23 protein-coding genes are annotated in these 23,199 nt (G+C 38.6%); 19 read left to right on the forward strand and 4 right to left on the reverse strand.

What is annotated here, in order from left to right; translation table 11 throughout:
- Nucleotides 1-55 precede the first annotated feature (55 nt).
- A complete protein-coding gene (locus AMS66_RS07805) occupies nt 56-535 on the forward strand; it encodes a hypothetical protein (protein WP_053780254.1) in 480 nt (159 codons plus the stop codon).
- Nucleotides 536-1,464: 929 nt separating this feature from the next.
- Here AMS66_RS07805 and AMS66_RS33145 read toward each other — a convergent pair.
- On the reverse strand, nt 1,465-1,674 hold the full coding sequence (locus tag AMS66_RS33145) for a hypothetical protein (protein ID WP_201782157.1): 210 nt from the start codon (nt 1,672-1,674) through the stop codon (nt 1,465-1,467).
- 57 nt (nt 1,675-1,731) lie between these two features.
- Here AMS66_RS33145 and AMS66_RS07810 point away from each other — a divergent pair, with 57 nt between their 5' ends.
- The 16 genes from AMS66_RS07810 (at nt 1,732) to AMS66_RS07885 (ending at nt 15,571) form a co-directional block, all read left to right on the forward strand.
- Nucleotides 1,732-2,427: a tyrosine-type recombinase/integrase gene (locus AMS66_RS07810; protein WP_236703272.1), complete on the forward strand. Its 696-nt coding sequence runs from the start codon at nt 1,732-1,734 to the stop codon at nt 2,425-2,427.
- Between the two features lie 230 nt (nt 2,428-2,657).
- Nucleotides 2,658-3,053, forward strand: coding sequence for a VOC family protein (locus tag AMS66_RS07815; RefSeq protein WP_053780255.1), 396 nt, complete (start codon nt 2,658-2,660; stop codon nt 3,051-3,053).
- 249 nt (nt 3,054-3,302) lie between these two features.
- Nucleotides 3,303-3,857: a DUF4240 domain-containing protein gene (locus AMS66_RS07820; protein WP_053780256.1), complete on the forward strand. Its 555-nt coding sequence runs from the start codon at nt 3,303-3,305 to the stop codon at nt 3,855-3,857.
- A gap of 249 nt (nt 3,858-4,106) precedes the next feature.
- Nucleotides 4,107-4,616: a hypothetical protein gene (locus AMS66_RS07825; RefSeq protein ID WP_181014105.1), complete on the forward strand. Its 510-nt coding sequence runs from the start codon at nt 4,107-4,109 to the stop codon at nt 4,614-4,616.
- 224 nt (nt 4,617-4,840) lie between these two features.
- Nucleotides 4,841-5,653 (forward strand): hypothetical protein, encoded by an 813-nt coding sequence (locus AMS66_RS07830; protein ID WP_053780258.1) that lies wholly within the window; start codon nt 4,841-4,843, stop codon nt 5,651-5,653.
- Nucleotides 5,654-5,919: 266 nt separating this feature from the next.
- Nucleotides 5,920-6,375, forward strand: coding sequence for an NUDIX domain-containing protein (locus AMS66_RS07835; RefSeq protein ID WP_053780259.1), 456 nt, complete (start codon nt 5,920-5,922; stop codon nt 6,373-6,375).
- Nucleotides 6,376-6,627: 252 nt separating this feature from the next.
- Nucleotides 6,628-7,302, forward strand: a complete 675-nt coding sequence (locus AMS66_RS07840; RefSeq protein WP_053780260.1) for a hypothetical protein — start codon at nt 6,628-6,630, stop codon at nt 7,300-7,302.
- Between the two features lie 235 nt (nt 7,303-7,537).
- Complete coding sequence (locus AMS66_RS07845) at nt 7,538-8,512, forward strand: restriction endonuclease (RefSeq protein ID WP_053780261.1); 975 nt, start codon at nt 7,538-7,540, stop codon at nt 8,510-8,512.
- A gap of 151 nt (nt 8,513-8,663) precedes the next feature.
- Complete coding sequence (locus tag AMS66_RS07850) at nt 8,664-10,250, forward strand: RNA-directed DNA polymerase (protein ID WP_053780262.1); 1,587 nt, start codon at nt 8,664-8,666, stop codon at nt 10,248-10,250.
- Between the two features lie 182 nt (nt 10,251-10,432).
- Entirely contained in the window at nt 10,433-11,191 is a 759-nt protein-coding gene (locus AMS66_RS07855) for a hypothetical protein (RefSeq protein WP_053780263.1), read from the forward strand.
- Nucleotides 11,192-11,357: 166 nt separating this feature from the next.
- Nucleotides 11,358-11,861, forward strand: a complete 504-nt coding sequence (locus tag AMS66_RS07860) for a hypothetical protein (protein WP_053780264.1) — start codon at nt 11,358-11,360, stop codon at nt 11,859-11,861.
- 162 nt (nt 11,862-12,023) lie between these two features.
- The gene (locus tag AMS66_RS07865) at nt 12,024-13,238 is read left to right on the forward strand and encodes a hypothetical protein (RefSeq protein WP_053780265.1); all 1,215 of its coding nucleotides are present in this window, start codon (nt 12,024-12,026) and stop codon (nt 13,236-13,238) included.
- Nucleotides 13,239-13,540: 302 nt separating this feature from the next.
- The gene (locus AMS66_RS07870) at nt 13,541-13,897 is read left to right on the forward strand and encodes a hypothetical protein (protein WP_053780266.1); all 357 of its coding nucleotides are present in this window, start codon (nt 13,541-13,543) and stop codon (nt 13,895-13,897) included.
- Between the two features lie 164 nt (nt 13,898-14,061).
- Nucleotides 14,062-14,571 (forward strand): GIY-YIG nuclease family protein, encoded by a 510-nt coding sequence (locus AMS66_RS07875; RefSeq protein ID WP_053780267.1) that lies wholly within the window; start codon nt 14,062-14,064, stop codon nt 14,569-14,571.
- A gap of 475 nt (nt 14,572-15,046) precedes the next feature.
- Complete coding sequence (locus tag AMS66_RS07880) at nt 15,047-15,232, forward strand: hypothetical protein (RefSeq protein ID WP_053780268.1); 186 nt, start codon at nt 15,047-15,049, stop codon at nt 15,230-15,232.
- 36 nt (nt 15,233-15,268) lie between these two features.
- Nucleotides 15,269-15,571: a hypothetical protein gene (locus AMS66_RS07885; RefSeq protein ID WP_053780269.1), complete on the forward strand. Its 303-nt coding sequence runs from the start codon at nt 15,269-15,271 to the stop codon at nt 15,569-15,571.
- Between the two features lie 123 nt (nt 15,572-15,694).
- Here AMS66_RS07885 and AMS66_RS07890 read toward each other — a convergent pair whose 3' ends face one another.
- The 3 genes from AMS66_RS07890 to AMS66_RS07900 all read right to left on the reverse strand — a co-directional run bounded on the left by AMS66_RS07890 (nt 15,695) and on the right by AMS66_RS07900 (nt 21,166).
- A complete protein-coding gene (locus tag AMS66_RS07890) occupies nt 15,695-17,377 on the reverse strand; it encodes a type 2 periplasmic-binding domain-containing protein (protein WP_053780270.1) in 1,683 nt (560 codons plus the stop codon).
- Between the two features lie 103 nt (nt 17,378-17,480).
- Nucleotides 17,481-19,091: a response regulator transcription factor gene (locus AMS66_RS07895; protein ID WP_053780271.1), complete on the reverse strand. Its 1,611-nt coding sequence runs from the start codon at nt 19,089-19,091 to the stop codon at nt 17,481-17,483.
- Nucleotides 19,092-19,360: 269 nt separating this feature from the next.
- Complete coding sequence (locus AMS66_RS07900) at nt 19,361-21,166, reverse strand: sensor histidine kinase (RefSeq protein WP_053780272.1); 1,806 nt, start codon at nt 21,164-21,166, stop codon at nt 19,361-19,363.
- 276 nt (nt 21,167-21,442) lie between these two features.
- Between AMS66_RS07900 and AMS66_RS07905 the strand changes: the two genes are divergently transcribed.
- Both AMS66_RS07905 and AMS66_RS07910 read left to right on the forward strand, forming a co-directional pair.
- Nucleotides 21,443-22,300: an ABC transporter permease gene (locus AMS66_RS07905; RefSeq protein ID WP_371129260.1), complete on the forward strand. Its 858-nt coding sequence runs from the start codon at nt 21,443-21,445 to the stop codon at nt 22,298-22,300.
- A gap of 16 nt (nt 22,301-22,316) precedes the next feature.
- Entirely contained in the window at nt 22,317-23,189 is an 873-nt protein-coding gene (locus AMS66_RS07910) for a carbohydrate ABC transporter permease (RefSeq protein WP_053780274.1), read from the forward strand.
- Nucleotides 23,190-23,199: the final 10 nt, after the last annotated feature.

Here is a 23,199-nt window from a genome sequence, read left to right on the forward strand (position 1 = left end):
CATGAATTATTTTATGGTCTCATCTTTATTATAGAAGATGTAAGGAGTAAGAATTGTGGATAAAAAAGAAAATAAATCTATTATTTCCATTATTATACTTGTTGTGGTTGTATTGGGTGCTATTTGGTATTTTAAAGTGGGTTATTTATTAAGAAAACCAGAGATGCCCGAAGCAAATATTGAAATTCAAACCCAAATGGTTGATGGGGGTACTATTAATTTACGAAATGTTGATTACACGGAAGGACAAATAAAGGTCGGATATGAAGTGAAAGGATTCAGTTTGAAAGAGTATAATATTTCTTGTAAGCTTTATAATGGCGGGAATTTAATTTCAACTTCTGGCTCAACAGGTGGAGGTTTGATAGAACTAGACGAAAAGCATTATTACTTGATTGGTGATGAGAATATAAATCAGATTAATCTGCCTGAATCTGTAAATCTAACTGTGGAGATTGCAGTGATACCAAATGATTTTAGACAAAAACCTATAACAGCATCATTTAACGTGAGCCTTGATAAAGAAGTGCAATAGATAGATTGGAAAGAGGAGATGAGACCGTTGAGTTTTATCAATCGTTGAGTAGTACGCTCGTTTCGCCAATTGAATCAGCAATGTGCTTAAAGGCGAGCGTTGTTCGTACTGCTCTATCTCCACGATTCTTAATTCCCCAATACGCCTCTAAAAAAAATGTGCCTGCATTTCATTTTTCTTGATTGAATCAGTTTCTGATTCACCTCTACGTTCGCTATTTTAAGAAATGAAGCGATATTCAACTTCTCATTAGTCTATGTCATTTAATTGGTTTATTTCAAGAAAAGTACACTTTTATCACTTCTGTAGTTCTATATAGTCGTCAACTATATATTTGACTTGAACTTCAAGGCTGGCGGTTTAATGATCGTTAATTCGTTTTTGATCTGAAGAGAGATCCAGCCAGCTTTTTCAATATCTTCTCAGTTCAGCAAACGCATCCAGCTTATCAATTTCATGAAACGTCAAGGAATTGGCTGAAAGATCGACCGCTTTATTAAGGTCTCGTCCGGTTTCGATTGATCAATTTCATACGCGATTGTACCAAGGTAGATAGCTATTAATAATAATATTGAGAGTAATATACATTTCTTTTAGGATAAAACATGATTTCACCTTCTTCTTTTATATTTCAAATTCCCCAGCTAGTTTAACCATACAAAATGATCAGTAGTGCAGGCTTGGGTAAAGATGCTATGAAGTGGCGGTTTGCTATTAAACTTGCTTTGCGTATCTCTACTTTTAAACATCCTATATGATTCCGAAAGCATCGGAAGGTCGTCTGATTCCCTATGGGATGAAGAATGCCCTTCCTTTTTTGTTTTTCAGAATTTCGGAGTAAACATAACTATTCAAATAAGGGAGAGTTTCTGATGAATGAACATGCTAAATATGAAGAGGATATTACTATAATGAAAGGTTACACTGATTCACTTCACATTCGAATCCCATACAACCCAGCATATATTCAGTGTATTCGCCAGATTACGGGCAGACAGTGAGAGAAAGTATGGATCATCCCCTACACCATCGCTGCTGTTCAGGAGTTCATCAATCAGTTCGATCCAAATGATGTTCAGATTACCCCGGAGTAAAGAACCGTTGCAGAAGGCGCTAAAGTAACGAGGATACAGTCGCAAAATGTATTGTAATCAGGTCGAACGTTTTCTGAGCAGTATTCCACTTAAAAGTACGATGTGACTACATCCAATGTTCAGACGTATTGTTTAGGTTTGCTTGAGCGAGGGATCTCCCATTCGAGCATGAATCAGACGATTAGCGCGCTCCGCTTTTATTGCAAACATGTGCTCCTTCACCCTACGGATATCCAGTATATTCGTCCCAAGAAGCAGACCAAGCTTCCACAAGTGTTGTCCGAAAAGGAAGTTGCTCAATTACTCAAATCCGTAACCAACCCTAAACATAAGGCCATATTGTTTCTGACCTATTCTTCCGGGCTTCGTGTAAGTGAAGTTGTGCGTCTGCGTTGCAGTGATCTGGATATTGAAAGGAAAACACTCCTCGTGAGACAGGGGAAGGGGCAAAAGGATCGGAGGACGCTTCTTTCAAATCTCGCCTGGGATATCATGCAGAAATACATAACTGAATATAGACCTAATCGTTGGCTGTTTCCGGGGCAATCTTCTGATCGACATTTTACTGAGCGGAGCGTGAAGAAGTTGTTTGAAGAAGCAAGAAGACGTGCAGGAATTGTGAAAAAGGTAAGTATTCACGCTCTGAGACACTCCTTCGCCACTCATTTGCTGGAAAACGGGACAGATCTACGATACATTCAGGAGCTACTCGGTCATACGAGTGCACGAAAAACTCAGCGATATACGCATATTAGTAAGAAAAATATTCAGCGTATTCAAAAGCCCACTGGATCGTAAGGATATGGGAGATTGAGTATCCTGATATATCTCCCTTTTTCACCAAATTTTTCTTCGCAAATATCACCGTATAGGTTATCATATACGTAGTTCAGATATCAGGTAGGATGTGTGGTATTTACGAAGTACATAGATTAGATGTTATGCGAAATAGCATGCAAAACTATGAAAATCTGTATTTAAGAATAAAACATAATATATAAACCAAAACCAAATTGGAGGAATTTATAATGAGTAAAGGAAGAATTTTAGGAATAGCTTATAACATAATACCTGTAAGTGATTTGGAGAAGGCATCTGAATGGTATGTTAGACATTTTGGGTTTAACATCAGAAATAAGAGGACTGATAATTTAGGATTGTTCAAAGATAATAGACCAATATTAGTTTTAGTTAAATCAGCCAGCGAATCAAGAGCAGTTTTTGAAGTTAATGGCAAGAAGCGTTGGGTAACGACTTTTTATACAGATGATATCATTAGTTTGCATACATATCTGGTACAAGAGGATGTTCGCGTAGGGGAATTATTTGATGAAGGACAATATGGAAAGTTCTTCACTCTTGAGGATCTTGATGGAAATTTGTTTGATGTGTGGGAGAATCATGATTGTGAATTGAATTTCTAATAAGATTAAGTGCTTTGTAGGTAATTCAAAGAAGGCATGCTACATCACATAACACCATATCTACACTGCGGGCTACGCCCTTGGTTCGCAAGAAGAGGAAAGCAGAGAAGTGGATTCAACTCACAACCCTGCGAGGCTAAGTCCGTCGGACCCGGCGCTTTGCGCCTTAAGCCTCTCGGGTTCGCAGATACAAAAACGTTATAAGAAATCCCCGCAAAGAGAAAATATTATAAAAGGTGGTTAATTCAAATGAATAATAACTTTTGGGAATTGATAAATCGTTCCAAAGAACATGGTGAAGGACAAGTAGAATGGTTAACCAATGAATTAGTTAAACAAAAAACTGATGAGATTTTTAATTTTGAAAATGAGTTTAAGAACAAGATGGATCAGTCTTATACACCTTCATTATGGGGAGCAGCTTTCGTAATAATGGGGGGATGTTCCGATGATGGATTTGACTACTTCAGAGGTTGGTTAATTTCTAGAGGAGAAGAACTATATAATAAGGCATTAAAGAATCCTGAATATTTGGCTGAATATTTGATAGAAGATAATTTACAAGAAGATGTATTTGCACCTCAATTGGAAGAGATCTTATCAGTGGCATCAGATGCATACACATATCAAAAAACCGGTGAATTTGAGTATGATGACGAAATTAATATAGAGTTTCTTGATGAATTAGAAGTCAGAGGATATAAATTTGAACCAATAGAAATCGAATTTGATTGGGAAGAAGAAGACCTAGAGGAAAGATATCCATTATTGTGGGGAAAATTTGGAGAGAACCCACTTACATAGGTAACGCTTCGAAGGCGGGTACATCTGATAACACAGCATTCCTACTGCGGGCATTCGCCCTTGATCGCCAAGGGGGATTTCAGAGAAGTTAATCAGGCGATACATTCAACCAGCTAAGTCTGACGACGCGTTCCCTTTGGTCACTTAAGCTGCTTGAACGTCAGGAATGCCAAACGGTTATACGCAATACCCTGAAATATTTTTATAAAGTCATTATACGAAGAGAGGAATGTTGTAATGAATATTTGTTTGAAGTTCGGTGATACAAACTTTATTGGATTAGTTAATGCTCAGGAATATAAGTCTTTCGTAAATGAAGACTGGGAATTAGTTGAATTATTAAATCATTTTTCAATTGGGATGTTAAACGGAAACATATTGGTATACCAAATGACAAATGAGGGAATTGAACATTCTTGGAATATTGATGTAGAAATTGGTTCAGAAAGCACTGATGAAGAATGTTTTAGAAAGGCTGAAGGTTATATAAAGGTTACGAACAACAAACTATACATAGTGGACTATGATTGTTTAACTATGTCCGCACAATTTGAAGATAATAAAGTCCCTGATGAAAACTGTGAGAACAACCAAATCAATCTAAATAATGGGACTTACAAAGTATCCTTTTACCAGTACTTTAATGTGGATGAGAACAGATTTATTGGTAGAACAGATATTGATATTAAGATTATTCTTACTTTAGTATCTAATTTCGAGAAAATTGCAGACAAAGTATTTTGGTGCACATTCTTCTAAGTTGCGTAATCGACGAAGAGGGTACTGCGTATAACAAAACATTCCTACGTCGTCGCTGACGCTCCTTGGTCGCCGGGAGGATTTTCAGAGAAGTTAATTCAGGCGACACATTCAACCGGCTAAGTCTAACGACCCGTTCCCTTTGGTCACTTAAGCCGCTTGAACGTCAGGAATGCGCAAACGTTAGGCGAAATCGACAATGACAAATATTTGGAGGAACAAACATGTCAGAAAAAATTGAAGAGAAAATTTTAAAAGATATATTGACAACAGGATTTCCACTTGAAATGGAAGTTGCAAATGAATTTTCCAGAGATCGTTGGTCTGTCGATCACAATAGCTATTATATTGACAAAGATGAACTAAAAGGAAGGGAAATTGATCTAATAGCCAGTTATTTTTTGAATAACCGGACAGAAGTAATGGGTAATAAATACTTCGAACTACACTATATTATGCCGATAGAAATAAAATTAGCGAATAAAAAACCATGGGTGTTTTTTACTACAAATGTAACTAATCACGAAAGATCAATGGGTTACACGATTATAAAAAATACAACAGGTTTTAAAAACAAGCATTACGAATATTATCCAATCATAAAGAAATATAGTACTAAACTAAAAGAAAGTATTGGAAGATCATTTTATGAGGCGTTTTCTGGAAACGGGTCAAGAGACGACATATACAAAGCATTAACTGGAACTGTCAAAACTTTAGAGCATTTAGTTGAGACGTATCCGTATAAGGAATACGAAGGTGATAACGATTTTTCAAATAGATTCTTGTATATTTATGAACCTACAATAGTCGTGAAGGGTTCTATATTCACGGCCAGTTTTTCAGAAACAGGCATAGAGGTAAATGAGACCGATTATGTTCAAATTGCATTTAAATATTTATCTCCAAACTACGAGAGACAAAATTATCATATACATGTAATAAGGTCTGACAAGCTTTCAGAATTTATTGCAAACAAGGAGTCTAAACTAAAGAATTTATATAAAGAATTAAGTGATTTTGAAGGTATTTCGTAAGAAGTGTATACATCGCCTAACACCGTATCTACGCTTCTTCGCTAACGCTCTTTGGTCTGCCTGAGGATTTTCGAAGAAGTGGATCAGGCAGACAACCCTGCACTGCCTAACCGCGTTGCGGCCGGTCGCTATCGCTCCCTTAAGGCAGTGAGGGGGCGTAGATACAAGAACGTTATGAGAAATTGCTGCAAACCTATATATAAAACCGCTCGGGACTTCCACAGCAGTTTAAAAGTCGAAAGAAAAGTAAATTTGGAGGTATATGGATGAAGATTCGAAGTTCGGTATGTGCTTTAATTATCAAAGATGATCAGATACTTACAATTAAGAAACAAGATAAAGATAAATTTGAATACATTTTGCCTGGTGGCGGGCAAGAATTTGGTGAAACACTATTAGATGCTCTTCATCGTGAAGTTCGAGAAGAAGTCGGCGCGGGAATTAAAAACACGAGATTATTATTTGTGAGAGAGTATATTGGTAAGAATCATGAGCACTCTGAACGGGATGAAGGATTACATATAGTTAGTCATATGTTTTCGTGCGAAATCGAAGAAGAGAATAAGTATCAATTAGAACTGGACCATGACCAAGTTGGGGTTGAGTGGATTAAGATCGGAGAACAACCCAATTACAACTTCTACCCCAAGGAACTCATAACACACCTAAAAAAGTTAGATATTGAAAGATCATTTGAAACGTATATAGGTGATGTAAACTGATAGATTGCTACTAGACTTGTAAGTATCTCGAAGAAGGCAAAAACATCTTATAACAACGCATTAACGTATCAGTCCGCCCGAAGGATTTCGAGTAAGTGGGATCAGGGTTCGTGAATACACAGACGTTATATGTAACTCCCTAAAAAACTAATCTAATCTTAGCATTGAGAACAAAAAATAAAGGTGAAGTTATGTTAGTGGGATTTAATTCAATTTATAAATTTATGTATCATATGAAAGAAGGAATATAAAGTGAATGAGATGCAAGTTATGAGGGATGAAAGACAAACCAAAGAATTATTATTAAATCAAGAAATCTTTCAAAAGGATTTTAAAGTTAACTTTCATAAAAATGTTATCAGTGTTGTTATACTCACCTTTGTTGTGGGAGGTTTTTTTGCATGGTGTAGTGCAGGTGTAGAAAGTAACATATACTTATATTTGAAAAACCGGGGTTTAAGTGTTGATCAGTCTAATAGTCTATTTTTATTTTTGCCTATTTTTATTTTATCTATTTTAGGAATTGTATTTCCAATAGCGATAAAAAATATTTCTAAAAAAATCGAGGCAGAAAAATTATTATTTTCTATAGAACAAGATATGATATTTATAAAGTTCATCTACTCGAAATTATTAGATCTAAACGGTGAGAAAATAAAAGGTGTTAGTGATTTGGCTCAACTTATAACAGATGACAATGTAAAAGATGTTATATTCAAAGAAACTGAATTTGAAAACCATATACGTTCATATATTAGTGATCTAAAAATAAATATGTCGATGCTATTTAATGAAAGGTATTCCAAATTGGTGTTATTAAACCAGTGTATTGATGAAACATTGATAAGAACTAAAACAAAACCAGATGTGGAGTATACATTTATTGTTAAAGACAATTATGCGTTATTTAAGGCATACCTGTCTTAGTCTCACAACGTAATTCTAATCTATCACTTTTACTTATCATCAGAGTGAACTACTAGTGATTTGCAAAAGACGGGAGCAACATATAACATAATATTCAAGCTGCGGCTCCTTACGGAGCCTTGGTCTGCGGGATGGATTTCAAAGAGGCATTTCAGCAGACAACCCCTTTGGGGTTCATAAGTACAGGAACGTTAGCCGAAATTAGTTTGAAGTATAAAAGTATAGGAGACAATTAATGATGCAATCAAAACAAATGTATAATGCTACAAGCGCTTTAACTGGATACATATTTGAATATGAATTGGCAAATATGATGAAACAACATCAAGACTTTAGTAACGTCGTAATGGAAAGTCAAGTACATGGCGATTCTGGAATTGATATTATTGCAGATTATCGAGGAGAAACCGTTTTGATCCAGTGTAAAGTAAGTCCTATTTTCTCAATGAGTAGATTAGAACAAGTCTTAAAACAGTTATCTGTATATAAGTCCTCTAAAGACAAAGTAGTTTTAGCATTCCCGGGAGAACTATCATCAAAGCAAAAAAGCGAATTAAGAAAACATGATTGGTTGACAATATGGGACATTGATAAGCTTTCAAAGATATTTTATTCGCAGATAAGAAGGTCACAATCAGAAGAATTAAAAAGGCTATTCGAAAAAAATGAGTTATTCAGCACTACAGAAGAAGATGAACTATTAACACAATTGAACAAATGTTCCAAGGGGACTAGGCACTGGATGGCCTATCAAAAAATCTGTGCCAATATACTTGAACACCTTTTTTGCCCTAATCTAGGTAAACCGATTATTGAGCTTTCGGATCACGTAAGGGCCAATAGAAGAGACATTATTATGGCTAACTATTGTGATGAAGGATATTGGAAATATTTGAGAGGTAGATATAGAGCTGATTATATCATTGTTGACTCAAAGAATTATTCGTCCAAGGTAGACAAAAGTTGTGTATTACAGATGGCAAATTATTTAAAAGATTATGGCCCTGGAATGTTTGGAATTATAGCTTTAAGGACAGAGCCAAAAGAATCTGCAATTCATACCCAAAGAGAGATTTGGATGGCACACAATAAACTGATTATTTTTATAAATGATACAGATTTTGAACAAATGCTAATGTTAAAAAAGAATGGAAATAATCCAGAAGAGGTTATTAAACAGAAAATTGAAGATTTTAGATTAGGCTTATAATCGAAAGACAAACTAACAACGGCTATCAATATATTCACGCATCGGACATTCTTCCTCGGTCCGGCATTCGCCGGACACCCAGCATGCGTTGAGTCGTGAATACAGCAACGTTAGGTGAAATACTATAATAATTTGGAGGTCAAAATTTAAAATGCTGAAACTAAAAGAAGAATCTCTCAATTGGTCCTTGAAGCATATTAATAAATACGGGGATTCTTATGTTTTTCCAAAGCTTTTTGAATTTGAAGCAATTAATGAGAATTGGGATGATGTAAAAAATCATCTATTAACAACTGATGTATACTCTAATGGAGTTAGACCATATAGAACTACTATTACGCCAAAGAGCAATGTCGGGTTTAGAATATGTACTCAATTAGATCCCTTAGATTCAATAGTATATAACGCATTGATTTATGAAATATATGAAGAAATAGAAAACAAAAGAATACCAGCTGTACATGATGTTGTGTATTCATTCAGGCTAAATCCTGAAAGTGATGGTACCCTGTTTGATCCTAAATACAATTGGAAGGAATACGAAGATAAAACAAGAGATTTGTTAGAATCTGAAGAGTATTCGTATGTTGTGATGACAGACATTACGGACTTTTACCCGAGTATATATTTACATAATATTGAGACCCATCTGCGCGAATGTGTAAGGTTAAGTGGAAAGAATGCTCATGCTGAGACTTTGATTAATATAATTAAAGCTATGCACATCAGTCAGACTCATAAAGGACTTCCAATTGGTCCTCAGTTTAGTCGCCCAATAGCGGAGCTTATACTAAATGAGATCGATATGATACTTATTGAAAATGATATTATGTTTATTAGATATGTCGATGATTATCGGCTTTTTTGTAAATCTGAAAATGATGCCTATAAATCTTTAGCATTCTTAGCACAAAAGTTATATGATATTTTAAATTTAAAATTAAATGAACAAAAAACTAAAATTTTGACTACTGAAAGCTTTATTTCTAAGCATCTTTATTTATATAAGGATAGAGAAAAAGATAGAGTAATTGAAGAGTTCTATGAGTTATTAGATAAACTGGGGTTTAGTAGAGATTTCTATGGGGAAATTGATCTTTCCTTATTGGGAGAAGAAGAAATAAAAAAACTCCATGAGTTAAACATATTTGAATTACTAGAAGAAGAACTTGATAAAGATGACTTTGATATAGGCTTTGCTAAATTTCTAATCGGAAATTTAGCGCGTTTTGATAATACTGAAGTAGCAGAATTGATATTGACAGAAGAAAATATGAGAAAGTTGTTTCCTATTATTAAAACTATTATTAATCATCTTGAACTCGTCAGATCTTTTAGTGAAGAACAAAAGCATGAAATAGGAAACAAAGTGTTAAGCCTACTTCAAAGTAGCTTTATGAGTGAGTTAGAATTCAATAGATCTTGGTTATTGCATCTATTTTCTAATAATGATGAATGGAACAATAAACATTTTTTCTCAGAATTAATAAAGAAATATCATGATAACTTCACAGTGAGAGAGCTGATCCTGGATTTAGGAAGATCAAAAAATCATAGATATTTTAGAGAAAACAAATTTAGTATTATTTCTGATCCTTGGGTCAGGAGAGCTTTTCTAGTAGCAATAAGTTGCCTACCAAAGGATGAACGAAATCCCTATTATAAATCAAGATGTCTAACTCAAAGAGATCTATTAGAGCAAGTTATAGAGAAATGGGCGCAGAAAAACTCCTTCTAGAATGTCTAGAAAGCATAGTACTTCACCTAACATAATATTAAGCTGCGGCTCCTCACGGAGGTTTGGTCTGCCGGATGGATTCCAAGGAAGTAGATTCAGCAGACACATCCGACTACGTCGGACGTCATGAATACATGAACGTTATCCGAAACTAATAAATCTAAGAAAAGGTGAGAAGTAATATGAATTCTAATTTTCAATTGCCAAGGATTAAAGAAGACATAGACATTGATAAACTTATACCTGCTAAATATATTGGAAATTTTACACTGAATGATATTGAAAAGGAAAAGGAAATTTTCGAGATCAAGACCTCTAACTATATAAAGCGAATTAGAAGCCAGTATTTATTAATTGAACGGGAATTGATTAAGACATTCGAATATGTCGAACCTAACGTAGATAATTATAAAACTAATTCTGTAAGATTTGCTTCTATTATAAGAGAATCATGCAATTTGTTTGAATTAGTATCTAGAGAATTATGTAGTAAGTTACTTCATGGAGATATAAAAAAATTAAATACAAAAAATTTCTTAATGCTAGATATACACTTGGATTTTCGAGGAGAAAAATTATCTTCTCCATACATTATGGTAACTGATAATGAAAAGACTTTAGACATTTTTCCTTTTGAAAACTTATTGAAATGGGATAGAGAATCTGAAATTACAAGTGAATTCATACCAGAATGGTGGAAAGCATACAATAAAATCAAACATGAGCAGGAAGGGATTAAGTATGCTACACTACAGAACGCTTTGTTGGCTATAAGTGGAATATACATATTGATTAATTCAATTTATGGCGAAGGTGTTTTAATTGGTGGACTCAACTATTATCACAAAAAAGATCCTTTTAATATAATATATTCAACTTATAGAATAGAACAATCTCAATTATTCACATTCAAAACGTTTAAGAGTGAAAAAATGTTCTAAATGAAAAATAAAAATTAGCATCGGATAACATAGTATTCACGCATCGGACATTCGTCCTCGGTCCGGCATTCGCCGGACACCCAGCATACGCTGGGTCGCGAGTCGTGAATACAGGAACGTTATCTGCAATTACAATAAATTAAAATATACTGGGGAGTGAGAAGCTTTGACCGCAACCTTCACTAAAGTTGCCGGAATTGGATTTGTTCTTTTAGCTATATTGAGACTTACGCCTCTTATTGATATTACAGGGAAGTGGTTGCTATATATCTCTATAGCGGCATTTTTTCTTATCCTATGCGATCTCATTGAATTTATGATTGAAAGAATAATGGCAAATAAAAAATTAAAATCAAATAAATTTCTTGCGAGTCTACGTTCTTTGTTTCTTAGTTGTGCTGTACTGGCTATTATTGTTTTACCAAATATAAAAATAGATCTATCTGTTAAGCAAGTTAATGCTTTTGGTGATGCAATTACATTAATTAGTTTAGGCATAGCAATAACGTTAATTGGTTTTAAAACCGAGAGAAAAGAACCTATTTCAATAATGAGACAAGAGACAAAGGAGAACGAAATTAGAGAATTTTTAAGTTCAAATGAAGGGGGCGAAATCGTTAAAAAACACATTGAAGAATTATCACAAACAAATAAAATAGAAAAGAAATAATCTAGAGTTAAATTCATAAGAAATAGTAACAGCAGATAACAAAATATTCACGCTGCGGGCATACGCCCTTGGTCCGGCATTCGCCGGACACCCAGCATACCTGAGTCGTGAATACGGGAACGTTAGGTGAAATAACTTGAACATGAAAGAGGAGTAGATAATTTGAGAGATGTAAAAACAATAGTCGATTTTTCTGAACTATTGAAAATAGATGAAGATCTTAATGAGACTAAAAAGCAAATTTTAAATTGGCTTAAAAATTACTTGCCTTACACTGAAAAGATTCTAAAAGAATTGAATGTCAATGGCTTTACTAAATATCCAAGCATTATTGATGAATATTATAAATATTTAAGAGAATTTAATGTTGTTGAAGAAGAGAAGCATGAATTAATTAAAATTAGAATACTCACTATATTAAGGTTACTGAACGAATTTTATGAAAATAAACATGACTTATATATTGATAGTTATGAGTCCATCTTAAATATTAAAGCTAAAGCTTTCAGAAATATGCTCTATATGTCTTCAAAGGCACAATCTATTAATAAGCTTGATCGCGAACAATTAAGAAAGCAAGATATTATTATGTTTCATCTAACTATTTATAAAGATACGATTGAAGGAGTTTTGAATAAACTATTAAGTCCAATAATATTTATTCTAGAATGTGAGTCTAATAATACTCCAATTGAGATAATTGAAAGTAGATATTTCTCTGAAAAATATTTTGACAGAAGAAATAGAAATAGAAACTTCAAAAACATAGAGCGTGATTTTAATATCCTTTTTGAAGATACCAATACGTCCCTAAGGAATGCTGAAGCCCACTTTGATTTTTCTATAGATGAAAAGAATGAGATGATCACGTATAAAACTGGAAATAGGAATTCGCCTATGGTAAGTCAATCTTCTTTTGATGATCTAAAACGTGAAATCAATGTGCTTTCTGAAGTTGCCAGACAAATTGGGATTGCTTATGAGATATTTTGGTATGAGCATGCTAACGAATTTAATAATATATTCCCTGAGACTAATTTTGATGAAAAATATATTGCGCTAAGACAGGCCCTATTAAGAAATCGATTTGTATTACGTGGATTTAAATACTCAGAAGGCTCCTTAAACTTATATTTTAATTATGATGAAGAACTTGAAACTACTAGTGAACTTATCCCTCTTTTGAGGCAAAGCATTAACTTTCTATCACTAGGAGATGATTACGAAGAAGAAGTAAACACTATAAACCTTATCGTAAATGAGTTCGTAACACTGACAATCGAATTATGTGTAGTAAGAGAACTAGAAAATGATCTTACTAAAGAGTCTTTTGAGTTATTTGTAAATAGCGTCTTGGCTAACATTAAGACATATTAGAAGGGAGTTCACGATGATAAGTTACTTCACCTAACATAATATTCACGCTTCGATGCTTAAGCCCCTTGGCCGTCCCGATGTATAATCATAGGAGATGACTATATAGAAATCGATCTCGATGAAGTAGATGACTCCGGCTAACATAATATTCAAGCTACGGTTCCTTTGGAATCTCGGTCTGCAAGATGGATATTAAAGAGGGATTTCAGCAGACACCCCTTAAAGTTGAATACAGAAACGTTATAGGAAATCAACAGAGATACAAGGATTATGGAAGCATATCCTAATTATGAGGAGAGTATATGAAAATCACTATTGAGATGAGTGAAGTGGCTTATGAAATAGCAAAGAAGGTATACTCAGGGAAACACACAAGAACTGAAGGGAAGATAGAAATTAATAAGATTACAGGAATGAATGAAGGATCAGCACAAGCGTTCATCACCATATTTCTGGCAATGATGAACGGAGAAGTGTATAAAAGGGCATTTAACAATGAAACCAATAGGTTACTGTTTGAACGTATAAAAAGAGACTTTGGAAACGAGTATTATATAAAAGCTTTAGATGCAGCTCAACAGCATGTTTATTATTATTCAACACTAGACAAAGGAAATCTTGTAGGTCTTCAAAGTATAATAAATGAGATGAGATCTTAAGTATTAAGCACTTGTTAAGAAGCTATTGACATTATTTAACATAATATTCATGTTTCGGCTCTGGAGTCTTGGTCTGCAAGGTGTATTTCGAGGACGAGTTTCAGCAGACACCCCTTCGGGTTCCTGAATACAGGAAAGTTAAGCGAAATGCTAGGAGGATTACAATGAAAGAATTACTTGAGCCTAATGCTTTTATCCTTTATATAATCATTTGTTCATATAATGAAGATTCATTTGTGAAGATTGGTCGAACAAGAAATATATACAATAGAATAAAAAATATTCAAACGGGATGTCCACATGAAATAAGTAATATATTTGTTATAACATCAGAATTTGAATATGAAGAAGAAATTATAGGACTTGAAGGAGTTATACATAAACTGATTGATAAATATCAAATGAAAGGGGAATGGTATCTAGCAACAGAGGAATTCTTTCAGATTTTCAGTAAGTTACTGGAACGAATAAACAATAGTGATCTTAGTGATTACGTTTTTGAGGATGAAGAATTATTTTCACTTGATGAAGTAGAGATATTATTTCATAGCCATAACTACATTATTTATGAATTGATTATGCCTATAAAACCCAATCAAATAGTAAAAGGCAGAAAAATACTAGATTCAATAGAGATATATACAAGCATCAAGAATCTGGAATTAAATGTGTAAGTTATACTGTACGCACTCAGCTTAATTAATTCTTCTGATGTTTGTAGGGGAGTGTTACTCACTTTCTTCCCCAAGCAAATACCCTACTGATATCTCCAAAGCCTTAGCAATCATCACGACTTCATAATTTTGAACAAGACGATATTGACCTTCCAAACGTGAGAGACTAGTTTGACTGATATCTAAGCCCAATTTTTGCAATTTCGCTAGGAATTCTCTTTGTTTGATCTCTTACTTTTGCTGATAGTTACAATCTGGGAACCAATGATATTTTTTGACACCGAAGGTTTATATCGGTGTTTTTTTATTTTAATTCGATTCCCGCATTAAAGCGATCAAGGTTTATCTTACAATTTGGATTAGACGAAAGTACTAGAATACAACTTTCGGGCATAGGAATCGCATTAAAAATGACTGCTCATGTCTAGCATTAACAAGACATGGTGCAGTTTAGACCCATCAGAGAGGTGGATGTATGAGCCGGTTGCTTGACTTATTGGAAGAGGAACGGCTCAAGCTTAATCAGCTTGGTGAGGTATCCTTGAAGCAAGCGATTCCGTTGTGGGAGAACCCTGAGGTTCAGGAACAGAGCCGGAGGGTGGATGAACTGGTGGCCCAAGTGAGTGAGATGAAGGCGAGACATAACCGATTTGTACGATGATGAGCGAGGTACATAACGCGTAGGGGAGGAGAAGCAATGGATTTTCCACGGTGGATGCAACGAGCGATTCAAGCAAGGCTGGATGAGGTATCTGCTCGAATCGAACATGATCCTGAACTTAGTCGTGTACGTGGGAAAGCAGATGAAGCGTTTGAATCTTTGTTCGAAGGGAAGGGTGTCGAACTGACACCTGAATATGCTGAGTGGGAGAATCGTTACATTGTCAGCAAAGGAATAGAGTATGAGCGGTTGTACATTCAAGGGCTGAGGGATGGAATTCAACTCACAGTATCCTTGCTTGGTGTGTTGACGCCGGAGGAGATTGATACGAAGGCTTGATCCACTAAAGCGAACCCATAAGTCAGGGGAAGCGACCTTCATCTCTATCTAAATAAAAACAGCCGAAGCGTGTAACTATCGCTTCGGCTGGTTTTTTAATCTTTATTTTCCAAAATCCCAATCTTACTTCGCACTTACCGACTTGAACCATTCATTCACTTCTTGCGTGATCTGATCTCCGCCATTAGATTTCCAGTTGGCGACAAATTGGTCAAAGGCATCCACCGGCAGTTGGCCGTAGATGATTTTGTTGAAGGTTTCCATCTCGGACTGGCGGAGCAGGTTCCATTTGGATACCATGGTTGGTGTGGCTGCGCCAGTGAAATAGTTTTGTTTACGGATGTCGATCTGGGACATAACGACTTTACCTGCATACCAGTTTTCCGGTTTACGGAATTCGGCCATTTGTTTCTCGTACGGTGTTTCAGGCTTCTCGCCGTTGGCCAGCTTCACGAGTGTTTTCATGTACAGATCCGGGATACGTGCTGGGCCGGTCAGGAACGGGAATTCGTTGGAGAAGTCTTTGATCTTCTCTTTGTCACTGGTCGGTTGTCCGTCAATGATATCCCAGTCGTAACCTTTGGCGAAGCCGTATTCATACTCACTGCCCGCAGCCGGGTTAGCCAGGTTATCGAGCAGGTAGTTGTAGTACAGGAAGATGGCTTCTGGATGCTTCGCATCCTTGTTAATCATGATACTTGCGTTGACACCAGAGTTCTGCCACTTCGTACCGATCTTGCCATCTGGGCCAGCCGGAACAGGGTAAGCTTTATATTTTGAGCCAGGTACGTTCTTCAGCAGGTCAGGTGCAGGCCAGTCGGGTACCCAGTTTGCGCCAGGCAGAATGCCCGCTTTGCCAGCCGTCCAGCTTTCAGCGGATTTACCTTCATCCCACAGGGCGGAGTCGGTATGGATATATCCTTTTTCCATCCATTCAGCCAGCTTGGCAAGTGCTTGTTTTGCACCCGGGTTAACGGAGCCGTACTCCAGATTGCCGTTTGCGTCTTTGTTCCATTGCTCCTCGATTGTGCCATATGCACCGAACAACCAGTCGAGCTGCCCCATCCAGGTGTTGGTGTTATTTTTCAGCGAGATCGCCAGCGGGAATACTTTGTCTGGAGACAGACCGTCCGGGTTTTCGTTCTTGAATTTGTCCATGATGTTCTCAAGGTCTGCAATGGTTTTCGGAGCTTCCAGGTTCAGCTTCTCCATCCAGTCTTCTCTAAGCCAGAGCAGCGTATCGTCGTTATCGGTGTACTCCATGATCGGCATGTTGTATTTCTTGCCGTCCTTGGTGAACGGATACCACAGTTCAGGATGTGCTGCTGCGTGATCTTTCAGGGTCTGACTCGCGTACTTGTCGAACAACTCATCGATGGCGATGAATTGACCGGAGTCGATCAACTGATTGGTCAATACCGCATTGGTTGGAACGGATACGAAATCAGGCAGCTTCTCGCCAGAGGCGATTGCTAGTTGCAGCTTTTGTCTGTATTGATCGTCATTGGCCGGATACCAGGTATCTTTATGCTTCATACCCAGCGTCTCCAGCATCCAGCGATCGTGAACGTTATTTTCTTTGGTGTCCCCTTGAACGTATTTCTTCGGCATCAATACCGAACTGAATTCGATGGGTGGGTCGTATTTTCCTTTGGCAAAAGCAGCTTCTGCTTCAGCTGAACCGACGGTCGCCGGTGTATCATCTTTGGTACCATTGTCACTGGCTGTATCGCCACTGCCGCACGCAGTGATCGTGATGAGCGCGATAACCATGAGCAGTGACCACCATGTTTTGAATTTGATCATTGTTCAATCCCCCTACGATGTATGATCTTTACAGTGTAACTGTACCAATTTGGGCGGGAGGGCATCTATATGAGTTTGTTAGTTTCGATAGGACTCTATTATGTTATTTATGCTGGTCTCGGTACTCCTGCGGCGTGACGCCGAATTGGCGCTTGAACACTTTAATAAAATAAGCCGGGTCCATATATCCAATTTCCATGCTGATTTCATATACCTTTTTGGTGGTCGTTACCAGCTTGTGACAGGCCCGATCCATGCGCAGGCGAGAGATATAATCACTGATGCCTTCGCCGGTTTCGATCTTATAAATCTTGGACAAATGGGTCGGATGCAGATTAACATGGTCGGCCAGTACACGCAAGGAGACATCCAGATGCAGGTTTTTATCCGTAAAATCCTGAATCTTTTTCACATACTCGGAACGGATATCCTTGATCTCGTTGGACGTGCCCTCCTTGAGTTTGCCAAGCACACTGAGCGACCATTTGCGGAGTTTACTGATGGTGGTAAAAGCTTCTCCACTCTGCAACCACTCGATATCGTCACCCATTAAGTTGGCCAAAGTCAGCCTGTTTCGGTGTGCGAGATTGGTGAACGAAGCCGTAATTAAAAAACCAGCCTCCATACAATGCTCCCATGATTCCGACCATTTCTCATCCAGCTCGGCACAGACGGCTAGTATTTTTTCTTCTGCCGCATCCCATTGACCACTCTCTAACAGATGAATGAAAGTGGGTGGGGTATACAGGACATCCAGCGGACCTTGTGCCGACGGAGTCTCCACGTCGCTGACCCGCATGACGAATTCACGCTCGTCGCCGACAATTTGTCGGAAATAAGCGGAGGCATGCCGAAAACGATCATATAGCTGATCGGGAAATGCAAACCATTCGGTGATGACGATGGAGAGGGAACCCTTCAGAAACTGCTTAACTTTGGACTGAAGCTGTACGGAAAGCTTCTCCAGTATGGTTTCTTTGCCAATGTCGGTGTTGTTCACTTTCAGTTGAAGCAGAAACACCAGATATCCATGCTCCTCCTTGACGCCCCACACTTCCATAAACTCACCCATAATCTCTTCCGCCATATTGATGACCGCATATTCAAGCAAGGTTTGGTCGTTGTTGTCATATTGCCCGAATTCTTCTTCCATACGTACAAGCATTAACGCGCAATCCCCGGCGTAGAAGGGTAGATCGTAATTCGCAAGTTTCCGTGCCCATTCGTTGGAGGCAATTCGATGTCCCTGCAAAGCCTCAAGGAGCAGTCGCCCCCGCAAATGCGGTAGGTTCTCTCGAAGGGTAAACTGGGTTCGTTTTAGTGAGCTTACGAGTTCCCATTCGGTATTTAATTGATCGATGGCCTTTTGAACGGCACCCATCAATTCATCGTCAGTCGGTGGCTTCAGCAAGTAATCGACGGCCTCGAACTGGATGGCTTTTTTGGCATAATCAAATTCGGAATGTCCGGATAAAAGAATACACTTTATTTTTTTGTCACGGACTCTGATTCGTTCGATCAGTTCAATTCCTGTCATTTCAGGCATCTGAATGTCCGAGATCACAATATCTATAGGGTGGGTATCGATCAGTTGAAGTGCTTCGTGTGCCGAGTATGCTTTGTGCACCTGTTCGATCCCCAGCGTATGCCAGGGCTTGGTCATGGACAGGTTATCTACCCAATGTGCTTCATCGTCTACGATGATCATTTGCATGTTGTATTGTCTCCTTAGTGGTTGAACGCAGACATCTGTACACTTGCCACTCCGATGACAGAATAACCTTCCGATCGCTGTTATCCCCAGATTTATTGAATGAATTTTATAATGTGTAAATCTGGTGATAGCTTATGCTTCCGATGTAGCTTTCTTTCAGAAAGCTTTCAGGCGAGCACTCCGTTTCTTCAGGTTTTTTCTGTCCTCTGCGTTATCGTGTACGTGATCTTGTTCAAAATTAAATCGTCAATTTATTGTTTGTATTAACTTTAACTCTTACAAGTATCTCCTCGCTCCGTATCCTCTTTGGGGATCTCCCAGATCATTTCGGTTCTGAATCCGCCGAGAGGGGAGGGACCGAATAGAAGGTAGGATTGATTGCCGAATAGGTGCATGATTCGCTGATTTGTGTTCCAGAGGCCACAGCCCATTTCCTCCTGCAGCGGCTGCTGCATTTTCAGATTCAACGCCTCCAACTGCTCCGGGCTCAAGCCAGGTCCGTCGTCATCAATATAAATTTTACAGAATCCGTTTGAGATCTCGCCCGTAATTCGAATTTCACCGGATGAATACGACTTCGCCACGCCATGAATGACCGAGTTCTCCACAATGGGTTGAAGCATTAATCGTGGTACAGACTGCGCAAGCATATCCTCAGGGATGTCGATGTGATATTCAATTCTGCCATTACGCAGCTTCTGGATATCCAAATAGTTGACGAGCAGATTGATCTCTTCCTTCAAAGAAGATGTCTCGCGCTCCACTCGTGTCGTATAGCGATAATAGGCACTGAGGTTATGTGCCATGGAGACAACGGCTTGCTCGTCCTTCATCTGGGCCATGTTGATGATATAGCCAAGACAATTATATAGAAAATGAGGATTGATCTGCGCCTGTAGCTGTTTCAGCGTAGCTTCCTTGGCTCTGATCTTTTCCTGGAACACGTTCTCGATCAGGTCTTGAATCTGATGTGACATATCATTAAATCGGTGGAACAAAAACGAGAACTCATTCTGATCCTTGCTATGCAAACGTACGGAATAATCTCCGCGCTGCACGCGGCGTAAGCCTTGGATCAGCTTTTTGATCGGATATTGAATGTTTCTATATAACAGGATCGAAGCGGAAATGCCCACCACAAACAGCAGAATCATAAAGAGATAGAACAAGTTCCGACTGAGCGAGATCGGCTGTAGAATCTGATAGAGTGGTACCACATCGACCAAATGCCAATCCAGATAGGAGGATTTCACCGAGCTAACCAGATACTTTTTCCCGTTCAGCTTGACGACATCCTGTGTGGTGTCCTCGGACGAGTGTTCATCCAGATAACGAATGAGTTCCTCGGATAGCTGCTTGTCTGCACTGCGGTTCAGAATGGGCGAATTTCCTTTGTGATAAAAGAAGGGATCACCTTGTCCACCTTCCTTATACGTATCCAGCATGTTCTGAATGTTCTCATAACTGAAGCTGGCTTCAATGACCAGATTGCTTCCCGTCAACATGCCCGGCTGGGCCAAGGAATCGGTAAAGAACCAGTAGAAGGATTTCATATCCTCTTTTGATTCAGCACTTTGATCACCGTATGTCCATTGTCCGCTCATATTTCTTTTCAGATAATCCTCATCATACCCGGATGTTCTATTATAGTTGGCAATGACATCTTCATTCTGCTGTGAATGCACAGCGTATCGGGTAGGCCATATATCAGTAACCCCCGATTGAAGCATCAGCTTTTCCTGAATGACATATCGGGTCTGCATCTTGTCATACCGATCATTCCAAATGTTCAAGCCATTGAATGCTCTGACATTGGGATCTCTGGAGAGAATAAGACTGAAATCCATCATTTGATTGATTCGGGAGTCGATCTGACTGGATAAAAACGTGAGCTGCTTCGTATTGGAAACCTGTAGCTCTTTGCTTACAACATCATAAGTGACGTTGTTCGAGTAGGTATACATGATAATAATGGGGATGAACAGGACCACAATTAAACAGTTTATTTTGGCAAACAGACTAAACCGGGATCTGGACGTTCTTCCAAATGATATAAAGCGCTTCCATATATTCATAAAGTGTCTCCTTCAAATTCGTGTGTAAACAACCTCTTCAGATGATATTCCTAACAAAACACTATCAAGCCTAACAATGTTATATAGTCAGACCTGAGAAATGCCTGATACTATTTATAGCAGAGATCCCCATTACACACAAAAACTTTTTTTTGGGAACAGGAGCGCGCTATGGAGGCTAATATGGAAGCTAACCGGGTACCTCAGGCGGACATTGGGAGCAAGCCGAACAGAAAAACAAAAAAACGCTACAAACAACCATGGATTCTGCACTTGATGGTGTTGCCGGCGGCCATTATGGTCTTTATTTTTTCATACATTCCGATGTCCGGGATTTTGATGGCATTTCAAGACTATAAACCTGCACTGGGTTTTTTCGATTCTGAATGGGTCGGACTGAAGCATTTCAGATACATGTGGGAAAATGATTATTTCCTGCAAATTACGTGGAATACGCTGTTTTTTGCCTGTTCCAAGATCATTATGAACCTAATTATTCCGTTTGTCTTCGCCTTGTTGCTTAATGAGGTACGGAAGATGGCGCTGAAAAGAACGATTCAAACACTCGTATATCTTCCGCACTTTTTGTCTTGGGTTACACTGTCGGGCATTCTGATCGACATTCTTGCCCAAACGGGTATTGTCAATCAGTTCCTGGTTTCGGTATTCGGCATCAAGCCAATCTTCTTCCTTGGGGATGGCAGCTGGTTCCGGTTTACGATTATTGCGAGTGATGTCTGGAAAGAGTTTGGATTCAACACGATCATTTTCCTCGCGGCACTGTCCGGCATTAACCCGGCACTCTATGAAGCAGCTGAAGTGGATGGGGCGGGGCGCTGGAAGCAAACGATGTATATTACCATCCCGGCACTTATTCCGATTGGGATCGTCATTGCAACCCTGGCACTAGGTAATGTGCTCAACGCCAACTTTGACCAGATCTTTAACTTATATAGTCCATTGATTTATCAGCAAGGAGATATTATCGATACGTTTGTGTATAGAGAAGGTCTGCTAAGTGGACAGTTCAGTTTCGCTACCGCCGTGAATCTGTTCAAATCGGTCATTAGTTTGATCCTGATTGTGATCTCCTACCGACTGGCTTACCGATTCGCTGGATACCGAATTTTCTAGAAAGGATGACGAACTCATGTATCATAAAACGATGCCTTACCGCATATTCAGCATAATCAACAATGTGTTACTGACCATCCTTTCACTGCTCTGCTTGCTGCCTTTATATCACTTGCTCATGGTATCGCTTAGCTCAACTGCACCTGCCAATGCTGGACTGGTGACGTTCTGGCCGATTGGATTTACACTGGAGGCGTATGCCAAGACGTTTGCCAATACCAATTTCCTCTCCTCCTTGTGGGTATCCGTGGAGCGGACGGTGCTGGGAACGGGGCTTGCATTAATCGTCAATACGATTGCAGCCTATGCGCTCTCCAAGGAGACGCGGGTATTCCGCGCACGTAACATCTATCTGTGGTATTTTGTCATTACGATGCTGTTCAGCGGTGGCCTCATTCCGGGGTATATCCTGATTCTGAAGCTGGGACTGATGAACACGTTGCTGGCCTTGATTCTGCCGGGATTGGTTGCGGTGTTCAACATTATTCTGCTGCTGAATTTCTTCCGGACTGTACCGAAGGATCTGGAGGAAGCTGCATTTATTGATGGAGCAGGACATTTTCAGACGTTTATCAAAATCTATCTGCCTGTCTCCGTACCCGTTATTGCCACGGTTTCGCTCTTCATGATGGTCGGGCATTGGAACGCGTACTTTGATGGAATCATCTACATCCGTGATGCGGAAAAGCTGCCACTGGCGACATTCATGCAGACGATCATCGTGCAGGCGGATATGTCGAAGCTCGATCCGGAAGCTGTTGCGAATCTGTCCCAGCGGACCATTCGGGCTTCGCAGATCTTTATCAGTGCGCTGCCGATCCTGCTCGTGTATCCGTTCCTGCAACGTTATTTTGTAACCGGGATTGTGGTTGGGGCTGTGAAGGAGTAGTTGAATGTAG

Origin of the sequence: Paenibacillus xylanivorans (genome assembly GCF_001280595.1) — a bacterium.
Lineage (GTDB): Bacteria > Bacillota > Bacilli > Paenibacillales > Paenibacillaceae > Paenibacillus > Paenibacillus xylanivorans.